Below are 18,006 nucleotides of genomic sequence, written 5' to 3'. Positions count from 1 at the left end.
GTTCACGCAAGGCATGCGCGTTCGCTTGGCTTGCATTGGTTTGGCCTGTCTTCTTGTCGCGTGTGGTTCGGACGAGGGATCAGGGGGAGAGGGAGGCGCCGGTGCTACGGCGGGTGTCGCTGGCGCTGGGGGTGGCGGAGCCGGCGTAGCAGGCACTGCTGGCTCGGGCGGCGCGGCAGGCAGCGCCGGGGTCGGCGGCGCCGGAGCCGCGGGCGGCTGCGTCGGAGCGCCCGCGTTGGATGATAGCTTCCCCAGGCCAACGGCCGCGGCGATTCAGTTCAGTGCAAAGAATCCGTTACCGCAGGGAGAGAGCATCGTCTACAACGACTGGGGCACGCCCAACGCCGTGCGGGCGATGCGTCCGGACGGCAGCGAGCAGAGCCTGCTGTTCACGGCGCTCAGGGTTTGGAGCATGGGCGTGGAGCCTGGAGGCGCCCGTATCGCTTTCTCCGCAACAGATCCAGCTCAAGAGACCAACTACGGGCTCAACTTCCTTGACTCGATCCAGCACACCTGGCTCTACGACTCGTCGACGCAGCAGGTTGAGCTGGTTTCGCACGGAAATATCAATGATGAGTGCCACTTGTTCGCGCCGGACGGGACAGGCCTGTATGTCTGTCGTCGCTTCGACTTCGCCGAGGATAGTTCCGGGGGCCATTTCAAGGGTTGGCAGCTCGGGCGGATCGATTTCGGCTGCGGAACGTATCAGGCCTACGGCGCGCTCCAAGACAACGTGTTCGAGCTCAATCCGGCGCCGCTGCTCCCAGCAGCTGCAGGACAAGACGTGAGCGAGCTGTTGTTTACCCGCATCACTCTCACCCCCCCAAACACTCAGGTCCGGGAAATCCGCCGCATGCAGGTCAGCGATGGCAGCAGCGAGGGCTTCTTGGCGGATGCTGACAACCCCGTCGTCTCGCCCGACGGAAAGCGGTTCTTGTACCGCTCTCGCGTCGCGCCTCGCGGCCTGTACGTTCGCGATGTCAGCGGAGGAACTCCGGTTTCGATCGTGGCTGCCGACGTGACGAATCCGGTTTGGTCGCCTGACGGGACACGGGTTGCCTACTTGATGCCGGATCCAACGCAGTGCTCTCATATCGAAGTTCGGGCGGCAGACGGCACCGGGGATGCGACGCGCCTGCTCGACTGCGTGGATTCCGGGCAATTCGTGACCAAGTTGAGCTGGATCCAACGCTCCGAGTGAGCAAAGTGCGTCGCCCCTGGGCAAAGCCGCGGCGCTTCGGTTAGCGTCCCGCCATGTTTGGCTTGAGCGTTTCGTTGGGGATGTCGGGGCATACGCTGCGTCGGGGACTCAGCGGGTTGGTCAGTGGCCTGGGGCTGCTTTCACTGGTGAGCTGTGCGCATGAGCCGAAGGCGGCGCCGCCCCCCGTCTATGCGCCGCCTCCCGCGCCGCCCCCAACAGCGGATAACTTCCTGCGCGTGCCCGCGGCGGCGGCGCCCGCACAGCCGCCCCCTTGGCTCGATCTGACCACGCCCGGGGAGCCGAAATCCGGCTGGCTGGCGCTAGAACCCGAGCGCAGCGCGTGGAGTGAGAAGGCCTACCTGGCGCTGACGGCCTACGGAGTCCTCGCGCTGGATCTCGAGCGAGGCATGCGAGGTTTGATAAAAATTCCAAAGGGAAATGTGGCCGCTGCCCTGTTGGTGGGCGACGGCAGCACGCCGCTGCTCGCGAACGATGAGGGCGAGCTCTATCGTGCGAAGGACTTGGACGCCGCGGTCAAGGGCGAGTTCGAGCTCTTGAGCACAACCGCAGGCGCGCAGTTCTGGGACGCGCGCGGCAAGTTCGTGGTCATCAAGGGTGAGCAGGGCGAAAACGACAAGCTCTGGATCTCCCAGGACCAGGGCAAGACGTTCCGCGAAGGGCCGGCGCTCCCACCAGACGTGCGCAAGATCGTCGTGCGACGGGACGGGGTCATGGCGGTCGAGGTGCACGACTTCAAGATTTGGGTCAGCGACGGCTGGCGCCCGTTCGCCGAGGCCAAGCTCAAGCCGCCAGAGACCGGTGAGAACCGCGAGTTCCTGGCAGAGCGCGGCGTGCTGGAGCGCTGGGGGGACGCCATCGTCGCGGGCTATGGTTGCCCGGAGAAGACCATGGCTAAATCCATGTGGAACTGGATGGATAGCGCGCCATTCCACAGCAGGTTGGTGACCGCCTGGCCCGGCGAAGTCGTCGAGCCCACGCTGCCCAAGGTGCCAACAGCGGCTAGCAAGGTCAGCAAGTCGGACTGCGTCGGCGGACTGCTTGGAGTGCTCTCAGGGCGCACCGCGCCCCGTGGTGCATTCGCACTCGAGTGGTCAGAGTCCTCGCTCCCGACGGGGAAGCGCGTGGCGGTCGCCCTCGGAGATGCCGCGTGCAGCCCCACAGACAGTGAAGAGCGGGTGGAGAAGTACACGGTGCTCGGCACCGGAGCCGACAAGCAGAGCCACGAAGAGACGCACAAGTACCGCGTGTGCAAGCAAGACGCGAAGCTCAAGCGCTGGGGCAGCGTGGCCCTCGTGACGTCGAGCGGTCTCAACGTCGTACCCGTCACGCCGGGATGTCATCTCGAGTCGGTGAGCACCGCGATTGGTCTCGGTCTGTTTGCCTGCCGCAACCCCGAACAAAAGACGGTGTCCTTTGGCGTAGTGGGCGCGACGGGTTTGCAGAGCGAGGTCGCGCTACCAGGGACCAAGGTCGAGCGGCTGCACGGGCACACCTACGCCGCGGACGGCACCTTGGTCGTCGAAGTGGAGCTCGACGGCAAGACGCGCCACTTCTTGCGCAGTCCCGCTCAGCCGGGGGCAGGGCGCTGGCGCAGTCTCCCCGCGGAAGCAATCGCCGCGAAGGCACTGGCAGGAGGGCGCGCGCTGGTCGCACTGCCTGGGGTCGGTGGGGATCCCAACGTCTTGAACCTCGTGCTGGACACGCCTCAGGGGCTGGCGCCGTTGCCCAGTGTTGCCCTCACCCAGAACGCCGTGGCGTGGGCAGTCACGGGGGATGGCCGCGTGAAGCTTTGGCTGCATCCCCGGCTGACTCGAGTAGCGGACAAGCCGGCTCCCGGTGAGCAGCCGGCGTTACCCTTCTGGGTGTCCACGTCGGGTACTCTGATCCCAGCGGATCAGTGATCCGCGCGGCGCCCTAAGAAGGGCCGCGCGCGAATGGGCAACCGCACCTTGCTAGACCGCGCGAGCGGCGTAGTAGGCTTCTACATCTGGGCGGGCGAGCACTTTCCGGCTCCAGTTGTAGAACACGGTCAAGCCGATCCCCCAGACGATTGCGAAGATTGTCCCGCCAATCGTCCCACCAAGGACTGCAGCCTTCATGATGTTCATCGCTGACGTGCCGGCGGAGCTACTCGGCAAGGAAGCTTCGAGGCGGTCCATGAAGTTCGTGAAGACCGTGTAGGTGCGCATCGCGACGATCAGGCCCCAGATCAGCTTGAGAATCGTGAAGACCATGATCGCTGGCAGCGCCGTGCGAACCAGCGCCTCTCGCGCAGCGTTCTTGTACTGCTTCGCACTCCACGCCATGGCCAACACATAGCCCTCGACGCCTGCCGCGATCAGAGAGACCAGCGTGGCCGGGCCCTTCATCGAGGCGGCCTGGAGTTCCTCATACATCTTGGCTTGCGCTTCCACGAAGCCGGGCGGCATGCCGGGTTGAGGCGGCGGAGGGCTTTGCCCCAGGCCGGTGAGGTTCGAAAGCATGCCGAGCAGCGCGCCCAGAAGACCTAGCGCCGAAAGCACGAGCAGCAGCACCAACACCGTGTTCATGCTCTTCGGCTCGGTCCCCGTCATCGCGGGAGCGGTTCCAGGAGCTGGCTCTTGAGGAGGAGCGTAGAGGTTCGACATCCCGGCGATACTAGCGGGCTCGGGTCAGCGGGGGAGCAGCAATCGCGTGTTCAACCGCTCAACGCTGGAGCTTGCGATACAAAAGGCCGCTCAGGGCAACGCCGGCCACGAAGGTGATGATCGTGATGCGGATGCTGAACAGCCCGAGCGCCAAGAGCCCCAACGTTGGTCCGAAGCCAATGAAGATCAGCACGCCCATCGCCGGCAGCATCGTCATCACGTACTCCATCCGCTTCTGGCGCGCCTGGGCCGCTGCCTTCTCCAGAAAGGCGCGATCTTCCGGGCTGAGCTGGTTCTTGTCGAACATACGCCACACCCTATCCGAGGCCCCCGAGGGCGTCTCGCGCAAAGGCCTCCCGCAGGGCTCACGTCTTCGGGGCGCTCCCGCTCAGCTCGACCCAAGCGCTCGCAGCGCCTCGTGGCGGATCTTACCCGTGGGCAATCGCGGCAAAGCGTCCACGATTCGCAGCTCTCGAGGCCACTTGTAGCGCGCCAAGTGCCCGTCCAGGCTCGCTAGCAGGGCGTCACTGAGCGCCTGGTCCCCGATGCGGTTTCGCTCGCTCGCCCCAGCTTCACTGAGCTCGATGGCGACGCACGCGCGCTCTCCCCACTCTTCGTCGGGCACGCCGTAGGCCGCCACGTCGCCGACCCAGGGTGACTCGAGGAACGCTCCTTCGATTTCCGCTGGGTAAATGTTTACGCCTCCGCTCAAGATCAGGTTGCTGCGGCGCGCGGAGAGAAACACATAGCCGTCCTCATCCACATGCCCTAGGTCGCCGGCGGTGAAGACGTGGGGCTCCAGGTAGCAAGCGCGTGTCTTGTCTTCTGCCCGGTGATAGACGAACGGCGTCGGTAGTTCTCGGTGACGACAGTACAGGGTACCCACGCTGCCGGGTGGCATGCGCTGCAGCTCATCGTCCAGGGCGAACACTTCGAATTTCGGGAGCGGCTTGCCAACGCTACCGGGATGCTCCAGCCAGTCTTGCGAGTCGATCAGCGTGTAGACGCCGCCTTCCGTTGCCCCCCAGTACTCGACGAGCAGTGGACCCCACCACTCGATCATCTGGCGCTTGATCCCGGGGCTGATGGGAGCGGCGCCATGCAACACCAGCTCCAAGCTCGATGTATCGAGGGCGCGGCGCGCGTCGGCATCGAGGCGCAACAGGCGCACGCACATCGTCGGGACGACGTGGGTGTGGCTTACCCTGAGGGCAGACACAGCCTCGCTGAACGCCTGCTCGGAGAAGCGTGGCAAGACACTGACGCGCGCGCCGTTCATCAAGTCATAGACCGCGAACATCAGTGGAGCCGCGTGGTACATCGGGCCGGTGATCAGGTGGGTGTGCGGCGTGCCATCCCCGCGCCGACCTTCAAGCCCAAGGGCGCGACCGGCAGCCCGCAGCGCCTCCCAGGCAGCATCGAGATCGGTCGCGCGCTGGCGTTCGACGCCCTTGGGGCGCCCGCTCGTGCCGCTCGTGTAGATGCGAGTGCCACCGGGCTTGCCGTTCATCGGCGCTTCGCGTGCGACGCGGGAGCCTCGGTCCAGCGCTTGCTCGTAGCGTTCGCCCAAGATCAGCCGCGGAAACCCCTCAGGCAAAAGGCCCTCGAGTTCCGGATCGACGATGACCAGGCGCGAGCCCGAATCCGTGAGGATATACGCCACCTCCCTGGATGACAAATGCCAGTTCAGCGGGGTGAGCCAGGCGCCACCCGCGATGGCGCCGAGGACCACCTCCAGATACTCAGCGCGATTCTTCGAGAGCAGCGCGAGATTGTCGAGGGGCCGAATGAGACTGCCGACAGACAGCGCGAGACTGTCGAGAGGCAGGCCTGCGAGCTGGCGGAGCGCGTCGCCACCTTCCAGGTCGGGCGCTAGCTGCTCGGGATGCTGGAGCAGTGCGGCGAAAGCCCAAACGCGACCTTCGAGCTCGGCGTAGCTCAACAGCATGCCGCCATCGGGGGAAACCAGCGCGGCTTCCTGGGTTGGATCGAGATCTAGCGCGCCAAACAACCTGGAGGGCATTGGGCAGGATGATAGAGCATTGAGCCGGATAGGGCATTGAGCGGGAAGACAGCGCATCGCGCGAGCTGATTGTCCGAGAGGATAGGGGACTGAATGCTCGGATTCGCGGTATCGTTCGGACGATGACCAGCGCTCTCGACCGCATCCAGGAGCAGAGCACGCGCTTGGTGGAGATGGCGCGAGGGATCCAGGTGCTTGGCATGCTCACCTGGCCAAGCGATGTCGTAGACGCCTTCGTGGAAGGCTGGCACAAGGGGCAGCGCGAGCTACCAGTCGTGACTCCCCCTCAGGTGGATCTCAGCGCGCAAATCGACGGCCTGGAAGCGCTGCTCGAGGAGTTCGACCTTGGACACCCCTTGGGGCGTTACCTTGCGGCAACAGCAGCTTCTTACCTGGACGCCGCGCGCTTGGTCACTGCAGCAGGTACTCGCGGCTTTCTCGAACTGAGTCGCAATCTGTACGGTGATCCGAGTTCCCGCATGCCGGGGACCAACGCTTCGTACTTGGATGCCGCACAGACTCTGCTCGACACGACTGGGCCGCTGGCGGAGAGCATCGGTCCAGACGCCGCCGACTACTGCCTCACCGCGGAGTACGTGCGTGCCGAGCTCGAGCAGCGCATGAGTAGCTTCTTCACGCAACATCAGGTCGAGGTGGTGATCGATGAGTCGCTGGCGAGCAAGGCCGCAGCCAGCGCGACCCGGATCCGCATTCGGGGTCGCACCTGCTTCAGTCACGAAGATCTAGCGCAGCTCCTCGAGCACGAAGCTTTCGTGCATAGCGCGACCGCCCTCAACGGCCGCGCGCAACCCATCGTAGGCGCGCTCGGGCTCGGTGCTCCGCGCACGACGTCGACCCAGGAGGGCCTAGCCACGCTGGCGGAGGTGTTGACGGGGGCGATCGATCTGGCTCGGCTGCGTCGCCTCGCGTTGCGCACGGTCGCGGTGCACAACGCGCTCAACGGCGCCGATTTCATCGACACGTTCCGCTTCTTCATGGATCAGGGGCAGACCGAAATGGAGAGCGTGCGCTCCGCCATGCGCGTCTTCCGCGGCGGAGACGTCCGCGGCAAGGTCGTGTTTACCAAGGACGCCGTCTACCTCCACGGTCTGTTTAGTGTTCATACGTTTTTCCGTAAGGCAATAGCGGAGCATCGCCTCGCGCTGGTGCGGAGGGTGTTCGCCGGGCGCCTCAGCTTGGCCGACGTGCTGGACCTGGAGGAGGCCTTCGAAGCTGGCTGGATTCAGGAGCCGCTCTACGTCCCGCGCTGGGCGGCCAGCACCCACACGCTGGCAGCGACCCTGGCCTTTTCTCGCGTGGTGAACCGCATCGATCTCGAGCAGGTTGGGCTTCACGATCTCAATCCAGTCTCCGTGCGCCCTCCGCCGGTCGCGCCCAAAGACTGAGTTGGTTCAGGCATCGGGGGATGAGCATGAGATGGGTTTGGGGGGGAGGTAGTCTTTGGTTGGCTGTGAGCTGTGGTGGCGCGGCGCCTGCACCCACGGCGTCGTCCGCCGCGCCAGCGACCAGCGCAAGCGTTGCTGAGCCAGTGGATCAGCCTGTGACCGCGCCCGTGATGCAGGTCTCCGTAAGAGACGCGTGTAAGGCGCTCGCCGAGCGCAATCAACCGGGGAAGGTTCCGCTGCCAGAGCTCGACGATCCAGATGCGAAGCTCGCGCCCCTGGCCGAGGATGATTTCCCTTGGGAAAATCTGGGTAAGTGTCACGGGGCGCTGGGTGGGGCGTGGGCGCTGGACCTGAAGAGCGCGGGGCGGCGCACCGACGTGAGTGAACCCGAGCTGGTGGTCGTCACGCTCGAGCTCGTACACATCGACCCGGCAGGACGCGAGGCACGCGTGGAGCTACCGGCTTTCAATCCCTACTTTGCAGGCTTTGCCCGGGGTTCCGTCAGCCTCGATATCGAAGCCGTGCAGGACTTGAGCGCCGACGCCCAAACCGAAATCGCGTTGTGCGTGCGGGCGACAGGCGAGGAGTACCGTGGCCCAAACTTCTATGTGCCGCAGCCCATCTCGCAGTGCGACCTCTTTGGCGTGGCGCAGCCCGATCCGGCCCGCGCGGCTGAGGTCCAGCGGGTAGACACCGCGCCCGTTGCTCGCTTCACCGACGCTGACAAGGACGGGCGCCTGGATATCGTGAGCGCCCAGCCTTTTGGGTATCCAGGGCGGCCGGGCTACTGCAGCCTGAAGGGCTTCGCCTGCATGGACGGCCTGGACCAGATCGCGCCGCAGTTTCTGTACCATTCGATTCCCGGGGGATTCAATCCGACGGACGGCGCGGCGTACGACTTCGCGAAAGAGCAATGTCCGAAGGCGCCAAAGAAGAGCGACTTCGACGTGGACCCGCAGCTCGGCGCGGGCAACATGATCAACATCGTGCAACAGGTAGGCTGCTCGGTTTTGTACCGGGTTCCAACGGACCAAGTTGGGGGCTGGCTCCAAGGTGCTGCGAGCCAGCTCTGCCAGGACCCGGGGGACTGCGAGGAGTTCCAAGTTCTCGCTTCCTGGCTCAGTTTCGACGTGCCGATCGACCTGAGCGCGCCCCGACCCTGATCGACCCGGACGCCTGACCCGCCCCGCCATTCGCTGGTTCCTGCCTTGTGCGCTGGGCGCTGACGGCGTACCGCGTCCCAATGAACCCTGACGACCTCTCGCGCTTCGCCCAGCGGGCGGATGAAGGCCCCGTGTGCATGCTCAACCTGCTCAGGTTCTGTGAAGGCGGCGCGGAGCTTTACGCGAAGTACGCGCGCGCAGTGGAGCCGATGTTGAGCGCTCGGGGCGGCCGCGCGATTTACATGGGACGCGGCGCCGAACTGCTGCTCGGCTCTGATGACCAGCGCTGGGACCTCGTGGCGCTCATCGAGTACCCGAAGCGCGCGGCGTTGCTGGATATGGTGCAGAGCCACGAGTACCAGGCGATCTCACACTTGCGCACTGACGCCCTGAAAAAGTCGGTGCTCTTTGCCACCGACCCGCTGCTGCCCCCAACACGCTGATTCAGTCGACGCGGTTCAGGCGTTCGCCCCTCAGGAACGCCTTCAGGTTCCGTGCGGCAATATCCATCAGTCGAGCGCGCGCCTCCCTCGTCGCCCATGCGATATGTGGCGTGATGATCAGCGGTGTCTTCCGCGCGTCATCCCCCGCCCGCGCGGCGTAGGCGATCAGCGGATGATCCGCGGGAGGCGGCTCCTTTCGTAGGACGTCTAGTGCGGCGCCGCCGAGATCTCCTCGCTCGAGGGCGCCGAGCAACGCCGCTTCGTCCAGCAGGTGTCCGCGTCCGCTGTTGATCAGGAACGCGCCAGGTCGCATCAACTCGAGCCGCTTGGTGTCCACGAGGTCTCGAGTCTCCGGGGTGAGGGGGCAGTGCAAGCTCACGACATGGCTGGTTTCGAACAGCTCGTCGAGCCCGAGCCACCTGAGGTCGACGCCAGGCACCTCCGGGCGACTTTGCTGAGTATCTGCCACGGCTACCCGCAGGCCAAGCGCGGTGGCGATGCGGGCCACACGGGCCCCTATCGCGCCTAACCCCACGATCCCGAGTTGCTTCCCCTCCAGCTCCGGGAGGCTTGCGAGGGTGAAGCAAAAGTCTGGGCAACTGGCCCAGTGACCTTGCCGCGCGGCAATGGAGTGCTGGTAGCTCCGGTTGCTCAGCTCGAGGAGCAGGGCAAAGACATGCTGGGCGACGCTGGCAGCGCCGTAGCCAGGTACGTTGGTGACTGCGATGCCGCGCTCACGCGCCGCTTCCAGGTCCACCACGTTCACCCCCGTCGCGAGGACGCCGATGTAGCGCAGGTCCGGGAGCTGCTCGAGGCGCGCGCGGTTCAGGTACTCTTTATTCGTGAGTACGAGGGTTGCGCCCTTGGCGCGTTCCACGGTCGCATCCCCACTGCGTGCGTGAAGCTCCAGCGTGACGCCGTCCTCGAACGCAGACCAGCTCAGATCCCCTGGGTTTAGCGTGTGTCCATCGAGCACCACCAGACGCGGCTTCATGCTGGTTCCCGTAGCACGCGCGTCCTCGAGAGTGGACGCTTGCGGGCAGCAGCGCTTTGGGTCAAGCCGGGGCGTCCCCGTGAATCCCAAGTTGAAGCCCCCAGCTCATCACGCGCCCCACGAGCGCCTGCCGTGGCGCAACGTACTGGCGCCGATGGAGGGCGTGGGGCACCCGGCGTTTCGCCACGCCATCGTCGCAGAGGGTGGCCTCGACCTGGTGTGCACCGAGTTCGTGCGCGTGACCTCGTCACCGATGAACCCAGAAGTGATTCGGCGCGCGATCCAGCCGTCGCCTGGCGTCGCGCTGAGTGTGCAGGTGATGGGCAACGACGCGGACCGCATGGCGGAGGCCGCGCGCTACGTATCCGAGGCCGGCGCCGCCGTGATCGACGTGAACCTCGGCTGCCCGATGCCGCGCATTGTCAAGAAGGGCGTCGGCGCCGCGATGCTCAAGCAACCGCAGGTGTTGTTCGAGGTGCTGAGTCAGATGCGAGAAGCCACCCCCGGCCTGCTATCAGCAAAGATCCGCGCCGGGTTCGACGATGCGGAGCACGTGCTCCAAATCGCGGAGACGGTGCAGCGCGCGGGGGTGGATTTCATCAGCGTCCATCCGCGTCGGCGTGCGGACTTCTACTCCGGCGTTGCGGACTGGCGCATTGTCGGTCTGCTCGCGCGGCACTTGTCGGTGCCGGTGATTGGCAACGGCGACTTGTGGTACGCCGAGAGCGCGCTGCGTCTCCAGGCGGAAACAGGCTGTGCAGCGGTCATGATCGGCAGGCCGGCGATTCGCAACCCTTGGATCTTTCGTCAGCTCGCGGAGCTGCGCGCCGGGCAAGCCGCATTCGATCCGACGCCGCTCGATGTCCTCGAGTACCTCCAGCGTACTTCGCAGCGCTACGTTCCGGTCTTTCGGCACGTGCGCGGGCAAGGTGTGCTCGGAAAGCTGAAAGAGCTCTGCACCTTCGTCTCCCGGGGGATCCTGGGAGGCGCTGGATTCCTGAAGGATGTCCGACGGACTCAGTCACTCGATGAATTTCTGAGGGTGAGTGAGCGCTTCCTGCTGGAGCTCCCAGCGGAGCAGCTCGATCTCGCGGCGTCGCCGCGCCACGGACTCGAGAGCGTTGGCAGCGCGCTCGGCGCCGGGACAGCGAAGTCAGGGTACGCAGACACCAGCCACGAGTTGAGCCACGCCTCACTCCGCTGAAGCTTGGCGATTTCCCGCGGATCTGCCGAGACGTTCCGCGTTTGCTTGCTTGGCGCGTGGTTTGCACAGCGAGTCCGGCGATGGGTTGGCTTGCTTGGGGAGCGCGCGGCGAGGGGCAACGCCGCGTCACGACTTGGGGTTCGAGGCTGTCTCTGTTGGGGCTGTTGGCGGCGACGCTCGGTCTCATTCACTGTTCCGCGGATGGGGAGGCCGAAGGCGGGCTCGGGACGCCTGGAGCCAATGGCGGTAGCGGCAACGCAAGCGGTGGCTCGGGCGCCGGCGGCGGCGGAGGAACCGCCGGAACACCGCCAGAGCAAGAGCTCGAGAGCAGCTTCCAGAGCCCGGTCTCCACGGGCAAGCTGATCTGGACGGCGAACCCTGACAGCGGTCGAGTCGCGCTGGTCGATGCGCTGACCTTCGAGGTACGGATCGTCGAGGCTGGCTTGAACCCGACCTACCTCGCAGCGGTGCCGGGCGGAAGTGACACTGCGGTCGTGCTGAACACGGGCAGTCGGGACGCCACGTTGCTGCGCGCGACGCCTGAGGGCGTCTCTGGCGTGAGCTTGCCAACCCATGACGGCGCAAACGCCTGGGCGCTGTCGAGCGCTGGCAAATGGGGCGTCGCCTGGACCAACGCGCGCAACGTGCCGAACGCCGACGTCACTCAAAGCTTCCAAGACATCACTGTGCTGCGCCTGACCTCTGGCTCTGAGAGCGCAACCCGTCTCAGCGTTGGCTACCGTCCGGAGCGCATCTTTTTCAGCGACGACGAGAGCCGCGCGTTCGTGATCAGCGAGCCGGGGATCAGCGTGATCGAACTGGACGAGCTTGGTCCACGGGTGACCCGACAGGTCGAAGTCACTGACGACCCCTTGGAGAATCCAGCCTCGCGTGACGTCACCATCACCTCCGATGGCAGCGTGGCGCTCGTGCGGCGCGACTTGAGTCCAGCTGTACGCTTCGTGAACCTGGATGATGGCAGCTCTTCGCAGATCGAGCTCGCAGGCAACGTCACGGATCTCGACCTGAGCGCGTCCGGTTCGCTGGCCGTGGCGGTTGTGCGCGAGGCAGGGCTGACTGGTGGCTCCGGAGGAGCCGGCGGTTCCGCGGGGATGGGTGGTGCTGCAGGGGCCAGCAGCGGCGGCGCGGCAGCTGGTGGGAGCGGCGGCACGGCCGGCGGCGCTGGGGTTGGCGGCGTGGCCGGCACGAGTGGCGCAGCGGGTACCAGCGGTGCAGCGGGTACGAGTGGCGCAGCGGGCACCAGTGGCGCAGCGGGCACCAGTGGCGCAGCGGGCACCAGTGGCGCAGCGGGTACGAGTGGCGCAGCCGGCACTGGCAGCGTAGCGGGCGCGGGTGGCGGAGCAGGATCTGCAGGCGCAAGCGGCGCGGCCGGCAGTGGTGGTCAGCAAGAGCATAAGTCCCAGATGGTGCTCCTGCCCCTACCGGGGATCCTCACGGATTCAAGTTTGGCGAGCACCCTCGAGTCGACGGAGTACTTCGGCAGCGTCAGCCTGTCGCCGACTGACAACCCCGCGTTGCTCTACACGAACGCCGTTTCGTCGAACACCTTGTCCATCGCGGACACCCAAACGCTGACTCTGCGTACGGTCGATCTCAAGGCGCCGGTGAAGGCCGTCTTCGCGACACCCGATGGCACCCACGCCGTCGTGTTGCAAGGCCAAGCCCCAGGCTCGACCAAGGTCGGCGGTTTCTCCATCGTCCCCGCGGCGGAGCTGCGCGCCCCAAAGATCGTGGGCACCGACGCGGCGCCGATGAGTGTGGCCCTCAGCCCTAACTCGGATCGAGCGCTGATCACCGTGCGCTCGGACGACAAGCACCTGTACGGGGTGTACCTGGTGCAGATCCCGAGTCTTCAGGTGGACTACTTCACCCTCGCGAGCCCGCCGCTCGCCGCGGGTATGGTGGCCGGAGCGCGCCGCGGCTTCGTCGCTCAAGAGCACCCAGAGGGTAGGGTCACGTTCATTGACCTGGACAAGGGCGAGCCCCGCACGTTGACCGGCTTCGAACTCGGAGCGAAGGTCGTCGACTGAGACCACGCGGAAAAAAGGATCTAGCTGAGGCCGATGAGCGTTGCGCCGACGATCGCCCCGCTGGGATCGCTGATCAACGCCGCTGCGCTCAAGTTGCTGGGACTAGCCGCGGGTTTGGGGGTGAGGCCCGCCAGGTCCAGCTTCCAGTTTCCCGTGGCCGTACCGTCGTCTTCGAGTGCCATTTCGCGCTCGAGCAGGGCTCGCACCACGTGCACGTGACTCAGGTCCTCGCCACTGTTCTCGCCGCGCGGCACTGGGTTGTGCACCGAGTTCTGGAGCAGCAGCAGCGCCAACTTCAAGCCACCGCTGATTCCGCCTCGCAATGCACCGGCGCGGTAGCTCAGCGTGCCCGCGACATATTCGAGATCTAGCCGCGCCAGCGACGCGACTTTCTTTTCCATGCGGATCAAGTCCTCGATTTCGCCCTGGGCGGAGCCGAGCGCTGAGTGGCGCCCATTGACGATGGCCTGAGGCGTGAAAACGCGACCACCGCTGAGCCTCGAGGCGTAGCTGCGCTGGCGCGCTGAGTAACGGGCGCTGCTATACGGATCCGCCCAGCCGAGGTAGTTCCAGTAGTCGACGTGGAAGCTCAGGGTGAGCACGGACTGGTCTGCGTCGTCGGTCAGTGTCCGCAAGACGCGGTCCGCCGGAGGGCAGCTCGAGCAGCCTTGAGAGGTGAAGAGCTCGACCACGGCGAATCCAGAGCCGGCGGCCTCTGCCTTTGCGGGTCGCTGGTTGCTGCGTTCGGTGCCACCAAGTGCGTCGCCGCCATGCGCTGCGCCGGCAGTCTCTGCGGACACCTCCGCCGGCGCCTCGGTGGCTCTCGAACAGGCGAGGGCTAGTGCGCCGCCGAGCCAGGCGCGGCGGCTCAAAGAAGCTGCTTTCGAGTCGGACACGCAAGGGGTACGGAGCACTCTCCCGCTGGTTACACTTCGGGCTAAGCGTTATAGGAAGGCCATGGCTAGCGACTGGATCCGCGTTCACGGTATCGAGCTCGAGTGCGTGGTGGGGATCTACCCTCACGAGCGCAATCAAAACCAACCGCTCATCGTGGATCTCGAGCTGGGTCTCGACCTCAGCACCGCCGGCCGGAGCGGCCGCATCGCAGACACGCTGGACTACGATCGGGTCACGGACCAGGTGATCAGCCTGCTCAGCTTCAGGCGTTACCGCTTGCTGGAGAACGCGGGGGAGGAGCTAGCGGCGATGCTCTTCGGTGTGCAGCCGAGCCTGGAAGACGTGCGCATTCGCATCAAGAAGCCGCAGGCGCTTGTCGGCCGCGCATCGGTCGCCGAGGTTGAACTCCATCGTCGCCGGGAGCAATTTCCTCGGGGAGAAGAGACCGCACGCTTCGGGCGGGTGGAGGTCTTGTTGGAGACCGGCGAGGCGGGGCTGTACCTGCTGCACGTCGCGCCCGGAGCGGAGATTTCGGCGCACCGGCACGAACAGATGCGTGAGCTCGAGTGGCGCGTCCGAGGCAAACTGGCTCGCGACGGCCAGCGCATTCGCGGCTTGGCCCCGGTCTCTTGGCAGAAAGGGCAGGTCCACCACTACAAGAACCTTGGAAGCGACTGGGCAACTTTGTTCTGCTGCGACGTTCCGGCGTTCATCCCGAGCGATGAAATCGAGGTGCAGACTTCACCCTCCAAGGCTGAGGCGTGAGCGTTCTCGTCACCGGAGTAAGCCGCGGGATAGGACGCGCGGTGGCGGAGCAGCTGATCGCTCAGACCGACGTGTTTGGAGTGTTTCGGCAAAACCACACAGCGGCTCAGAGCCTCGCGGATGCCCTTGCTGCTGCGCCTCATACATTCGGCGCCGTCCCCTGCGATCTGTGTGATGCGGATTCGCGGAGCTTACTTCTCGAAAGCCTGGTGGCTCGCGCAGCGCATTTCCGCGGGGTTGTACTCAACGCAGGCGTGGCGCACTACAGTCCCTTCGTCGGAAGCTCAGGGCAGAGCCCCGACCCGCTGCTCTCCGAGCTGCGCTCCAACTTGGAGGCCCCGCTCCTCCTGCTCCGTGGGCTGCTCGAGGCGGGGTTGGTCGCTGACGGCGCGGCGCTGGTCTTCATCAGCAGCAACTTGGTGCGTCACGCCTTGGTTGGCCATGTGGGCTATGCCGCTGCCAAAGCCGGGCTCGAAGGCGCGGTCAAGCAGCTGTGCGGCGAGCTGGGGCCCCGTCGGATCCGGGTGAACGCCGTCGCCCCCGGGCTGATTCGAACGGATATGACCGCACACATGACTGAAGCCGAACTGACGGCCTACGGGGCGGAAGTACCGCTTGGTCGGGTTGGGGAGCCGGCAGACGTGGCGAACTGCGTTCGCTTCCTGCTCTCGGAGCAGGCGGCGTACTTGAGCGGTCAGGTGATCGACGTGGATGGTGGCTGGGGCGCGCGCTGAGATCGCACTCAGTCCCGCGGGGCGCGGCGCGCGATGGCGGCGATGGCTTCGGCGATCGTCTCCCACAGCGGTTCGGGTAGATCGTGTCCCATGCCAGGTAGTTCGAGCAAGGAGGCACCTCGGATAGCTTCCGCGGTGTCTCTTCCGCCTTCCACGGGGATCAGCGGGTCCGCGCTGCCGTGGATCACGAGGCTCGGCGCGTTCACCTGAGCGAGCGCCTCGCGTCGGCTCCCGTCAACGATGACAGCGGAAAACTGCCGCACGAAGCCAGCTGGGTGGGTTCCTCGATCAAAGACGCGCCCCGCCGTCTTGCGTGCCCGCTCTGGGCCCACCAACCCGGGGCTCCCGATCACGCGCCAGAGCTTCTCGCTGTAGTCGATGAACGCCTCGCGTTCGGGCGGTGGCGGGGCGATCAGCGCCATGAACGCCTCACGTTTCCCCGAGGGAAGGGAAGGGTGACCCGTCGTCGACATGATGCTGGTGAGGCTCTGGACGCGTTCGGGAAAGTGTATGGCCAAGCGTTGGGCGATCATCCCGCCCATGCTGGCGCCAACGATGTGCGCTTGCTCGTAGCCCAGGCCTTGGATCAGAGAGACGGCGTCCCTCGCCATGTCGGTGAGTGTGTAGTCCACCTTCGGCGACTCACCAGCGCTCACCTTCTCGATCAGCTCGAAGACGCGCGGCGTCGACAGATGATCGAGGTGACTCGACAAACCGATGTCACGGTTGTCGAAGCGCACCACGTAGTAGCCGTGGCTTGCCAGCAAGCGACAGTAGTCCTCGTCCCATTGCACGCATTGCGCTCCGAGGCCCATGATCGAGAGCAGCAGCTCCCGACCCGGCTCGCCGAAGGCTTCGTAGTAGAGTTCGAGGGGTACGCCTCCGGTGTTCGAGGCGTCTTCGATTCGCAGCGTGGGCATCGGCGCGGACCGTGCCATAGCCGTCCGCTGAGTGACAACGTTTGCCTAGGGTATGAGCCTCACGCCGCCGCTTCCCCGATCCAGATCCCGTGAAATGTGACCGGCACATGGTGATCAAAGAAGGCGCGAAACACGGGGCCCGCACATAGCTCTCGGGTGTCGAACACCGCGAGGTGGCTGCGATCCGTCGACTCTTCGTAGACCAAGCTCAATAGCCAACCATCGCCTTCGGGCGCTCCCGTGCTGCGCGGCACGAGGATCCCTTCGGAAGCGAAAACGCCCTTCGGAAAGAGGTACTCTTCACACGCTCCGGTTGCCGTCTGGATACGCGCGAGCCCGGTCTGCTCGCCACGCGCCGTCACGACCCAGGCCTGGGAAAACTCTCGGCCTTCGTAACGCGGGTCGATGCGTGGGAACTCGCAAGGCACCGAGCACAGCCGTTCCCTGCGCAGGGTGGCCTCGCTTGGGTCGACGATCACCCGCTCATAGTACCCGGGCTCGCTGATGGTACCCTGTTCTAGATCCGCGAAGCTTCCGAAGTCGGGGTACGCAACCAGGTCCAACAAGAGCTTCCCCGAGCGCTCGAATGCCCCGGCGAAGTGCCACTGGTAAAACGCTTCTGTGCGGAAACGTTTGGCTTCGGAGGGTCGATCGATGGGGACGACGATCACCTCCGTGCCATGCTCGGGGTGCCACTCGAAGAACTTCGAAAAGCTGCCGATGCCGAGCAGCGCGCGCCAAACCTGAACCTCCGCCGGCGCGACCAGGAACACCAAGTGATTCTCGGTGGCGATGAAGTCGTGGAGCATCACCGGGCGCGGAAGAGGCAGGCGCGCGAGGTGCCGCGCGTCGCCGATGTCTGGCAGCTCGTAGATGTCGAGGTGGACCTCGCGGCCGTACGAGACCCCAAAGTTGTAGCTAGCGCGCCGACCCACGACGCGATGCGGGTGCGCGGAGAACGGTCCGCGCACGACGTCCCCCAAGCGAGTGACTCCGAGGGTGCTGAGGTCCGTCGGATCAAGCTCCGTGGGCGGCGCGGCTTCCATCAGGCCGAGTAGTCGGCCCTGCCAGCTCATCACGCTGGTGTTCGCGGTGTTCTTGGTGCGCATCTTCAGGCCGTTCACCAACCGCCGCGGCCAAGCGGCGACGCTGCCGTACAGCGGCTTGCCAGAGACACGCTCTTCCTGAAGCTCCGCGCTCTGCACCAGGCGTTGTGCTCCAAACGCCCCAGCGTTCTCCAAGCGCACCGCGCTCGGCGCCCCGTCCGCCTCGAACAGATGGGGGTAGGGCACGCCGAAGGACTCGAAGAGACCTGGTCCGTTGCGCACCAGTGTTCCGCGCAGGCCTTCAGGGAGTCGGCCCTCTGTGAGCAGCGATTCAAAGCCGTGCTCTCGCGCCAATGAGCGGCGCTGAGCCCGAGGAATTTCAAGACGTTGGGCCTCCTGGGGCGCGTCGCTGCCGGGACCGTGCGGCACAAAGCGGGAATGACTGAGAGGGGTGCTCGGTTGCATCATCGATTCTTCCTCAGTGAGAGCAGTGCTTACGAAAGCGGTGCTC

At 65.5% G+C, this 18,006-nt stretch carries 16 protein-coding genes; 9 read left to right on the top strand and 7 right to left on the bottom strand.

Annotated elements, in window-relative coordinates; translation table 11 throughout:
• The first annotated feature begins 13 nt into the window (after positions 1 to 13).
• Complete coding sequence (locus tag H6718_01320; protein MCB9584002.1) at positions 14 to 1,201, top strand: PD40 domain-containing protein; 1,188 nt, start codon at positions 14 to 16, stop codon at positions 1,199 to 1,201.
• 53 nt (positions 1,202 to 1,254) lie between these two features.
• The gene (locus tag H6718_01315; GenBank protein MCB9584001.1) at positions 1,255 to 3,123 is read left to right on the top strand and encodes a hypothetical protein; all 1,869 of its coding nucleotides are present in this window, start codon (positions 1,255 to 1,257) and stop codon (positions 3,121 to 3,123) included.
• Between the two features lie 51 nt (positions 3,124 to 3,174).
• On the opposite strand, the gene H6718_01310 is transcribed toward H6718_01315, so the two are convergent.
• The 3 genes from H6718_01310 to H6718_01300 form a co-directional block, all read right to left on the bottom strand.
• Positions 3,175 to 3,849 carry a hypothetical protein gene (locus tag H6718_01310; protein MCB9584000.1) on the bottom strand — a complete coding sequence of 225 codons (675 nt, stop codon included), beginning with the start codon at positions 3,847 to 3,849 and terminating at the stop codon, positions 3,175 to 3,177.
• 58 nt (positions 3,850 to 3,907) lie between these two features.
• Positions 3,908 to 4,156 (bottom strand): hypothetical protein, encoded by a 249-nt coding sequence (locus H6718_01305; GenBank protein MCB9583999.1) that lies wholly within the window; start codon positions 4,154 to 4,156, stop codon positions 3,908 to 3,910.
• Positions 4,157 to 4,237: 81 nt separating this feature from the next.
• Positions 4,238 to 5,872 carry an AMP-binding protein gene (locus tag H6718_01300; protein ID MCB9583998.1) on the bottom strand — a complete coding sequence of 545 codons (1,635 nt, stop codon included), beginning with the start codon at positions 5,870 to 5,872 and terminating at the stop codon, positions 4,238 to 4,240.
• A gap of 173 nt (positions 5,873 to 6,045) precedes the next feature.
• On the opposite strand from H6718_01300, the gene H6718_01295 reads away from it, so the two are divergent.
• The 3 genes from H6718_01295 to H6718_01285 all read left to right on the top strand — a co-directional run bounded on the left by H6718_01295 (position 6,046) and on the right by H6718_01285 (position 8,884).
• Positions 6,046 to 7,278, top strand: a complete 1,233-nt coding sequence (locus H6718_01295) for a DUF1704 domain-containing protein (protein ID MCB9583997.1) — start codon at positions 6,046 to 6,048, stop codon at positions 7,276 to 7,278.
• Positions 7,279 to 7,304: 26 nt separating this feature from the next.
• On the top strand, positions 7,305 to 8,441 hold the full coding sequence (locus tag H6718_01290; protein ID MCB9583996.1) for a hypothetical protein: 1,137 nt from the start codon (positions 7,305 to 7,307) through the stop codon (positions 8,439 to 8,441).
• Positions 8,442 to 8,521: 80 nt separating this feature from the next.
• Entirely contained in the window at positions 8,522 to 8,884 is a 363-nt protein-coding gene (locus H6718_01285) for a DUF1330 domain-containing protein (protein ID MCB9583995.1), read from the top strand.
• Between the two features lies 1 nt (position 8,885).
• Here H6718_01285 and H6718_01280 read toward each other — a convergent pair whose 3' ends face one another.
• Positions 8,886 to 9,878 carry a D-2-hydroxyacid dehydrogenase gene (locus tag H6718_01280; protein MCB9583994.1) on the bottom strand — a complete coding sequence of 331 codons (993 nt, stop codon included), beginning with the start codon at positions 9,876 to 9,878 and terminating at the stop codon, positions 8,886 to 8,888.
• A gap of 79 nt (positions 9,879 to 9,957) precedes the next feature.
• On the opposite strand from H6718_01280, the gene H6718_01275 reads away from it, so the two are divergent.
• Together H6718_01275 and H6718_01270 are read left to right on the top strand one after the other, a co-directional pair.
• On the top strand, positions 9,958 to 11,082 hold the full coding sequence (locus H6718_01275) for a tRNA-dihydrouridine synthase family protein (GenBank protein ID MCB9583993.1): 1,125 nt from the start codon (positions 9,958 to 9,960) through the stop codon (positions 11,080 to 11,082).
• Between the two features lie 80 nt (positions 11,083 to 11,162).
• A complete protein-coding gene (locus tag H6718_01270; GenBank protein ID MCB9583992.1) occupies positions 11,163 to 13,133 on the top strand; it encodes a hypothetical protein in 1,971 nt (656 codons plus the stop codon).
• 20 nt (positions 13,134 to 13,153) lie between these two features.
• Here H6718_01270 and H6718_01265 read toward each other — a convergent pair whose 3' ends face one another.
• Positions 13,154 to 14,029, bottom strand: coding sequence for a DUF1223 domain-containing protein (locus H6718_01265; GenBank protein ID MCB9583991.1), 876 nt, complete (start codon positions 14,027 to 14,029; stop codon positions 13,154 to 13,156).
• A 61-nt stretch (positions 14,030 to 14,090) separates the two neighbouring features.
• On the opposite strand from H6718_01265, the gene H6718_01260 reads away from it, so the two are divergent.
• Both H6718_01260 and H6718_01255 read left to right on the top strand, forming a co-directional pair.
• On the top strand, positions 14,091 to 14,795 hold the full coding sequence (locus tag H6718_01260; protein MCB9583990.1) for a dihydroneopterin aldolase: 705 nt from the start codon (positions 14,091 to 14,093) through the stop codon (positions 14,793 to 14,795).
• Entirely contained in the window at positions 14,792 to 15,529 is a 738-nt protein-coding gene (locus H6718_01255; protein ID MCB9583989.1) for an SDR family oxidoreductase, read from the top strand. Before H6718_01260 ends, H6718_01255 begins: the two co-directional genes overlap by 4 nt.
• Before the next feature lie 8 nt (positions 15,530 to 15,537).
• Here the strand turns inward: H6718_01255 and H6718_01250 are convergent, their stop codons facing one another.
• Positions 15,538 to 16,449: an alpha/beta hydrolase gene (locus tag H6718_01250; GenBank protein MCB9583988.1), complete on the bottom strand. Its 912-nt coding sequence runs from the start codon at positions 16,447 to 16,449 to the stop codon at positions 15,538 to 15,540.
• Between the two features lie 59 nt (positions 16,450 to 16,508).
• Complete coding sequence (locus tag H6718_01245; GenBank protein MCB9583987.1) at positions 16,509 to 17,849, bottom strand: carotenoid oxygenase family protein; 1,341 nt, start codon at positions 17,847 to 17,849, stop codon at positions 16,509 to 16,511.
• Positions 17,850 to 18,006: the final 157 nt, after the last annotated feature.

Source organism: Polyangiaceae bacterium, assembly GCA_020633205.1.
In the GTDB taxonomy this organism is placed as follows: domain Bacteria; phylum Myxococcota_A; class Polyangia; order Polyangiales; family Polyangiaceae; genus JAHBVY01.
The sequence above is the reverse complement of the archived record's forward strand: the minus strand, read 5'-3'. Positions and strand labels throughout refer to the sequence as shown.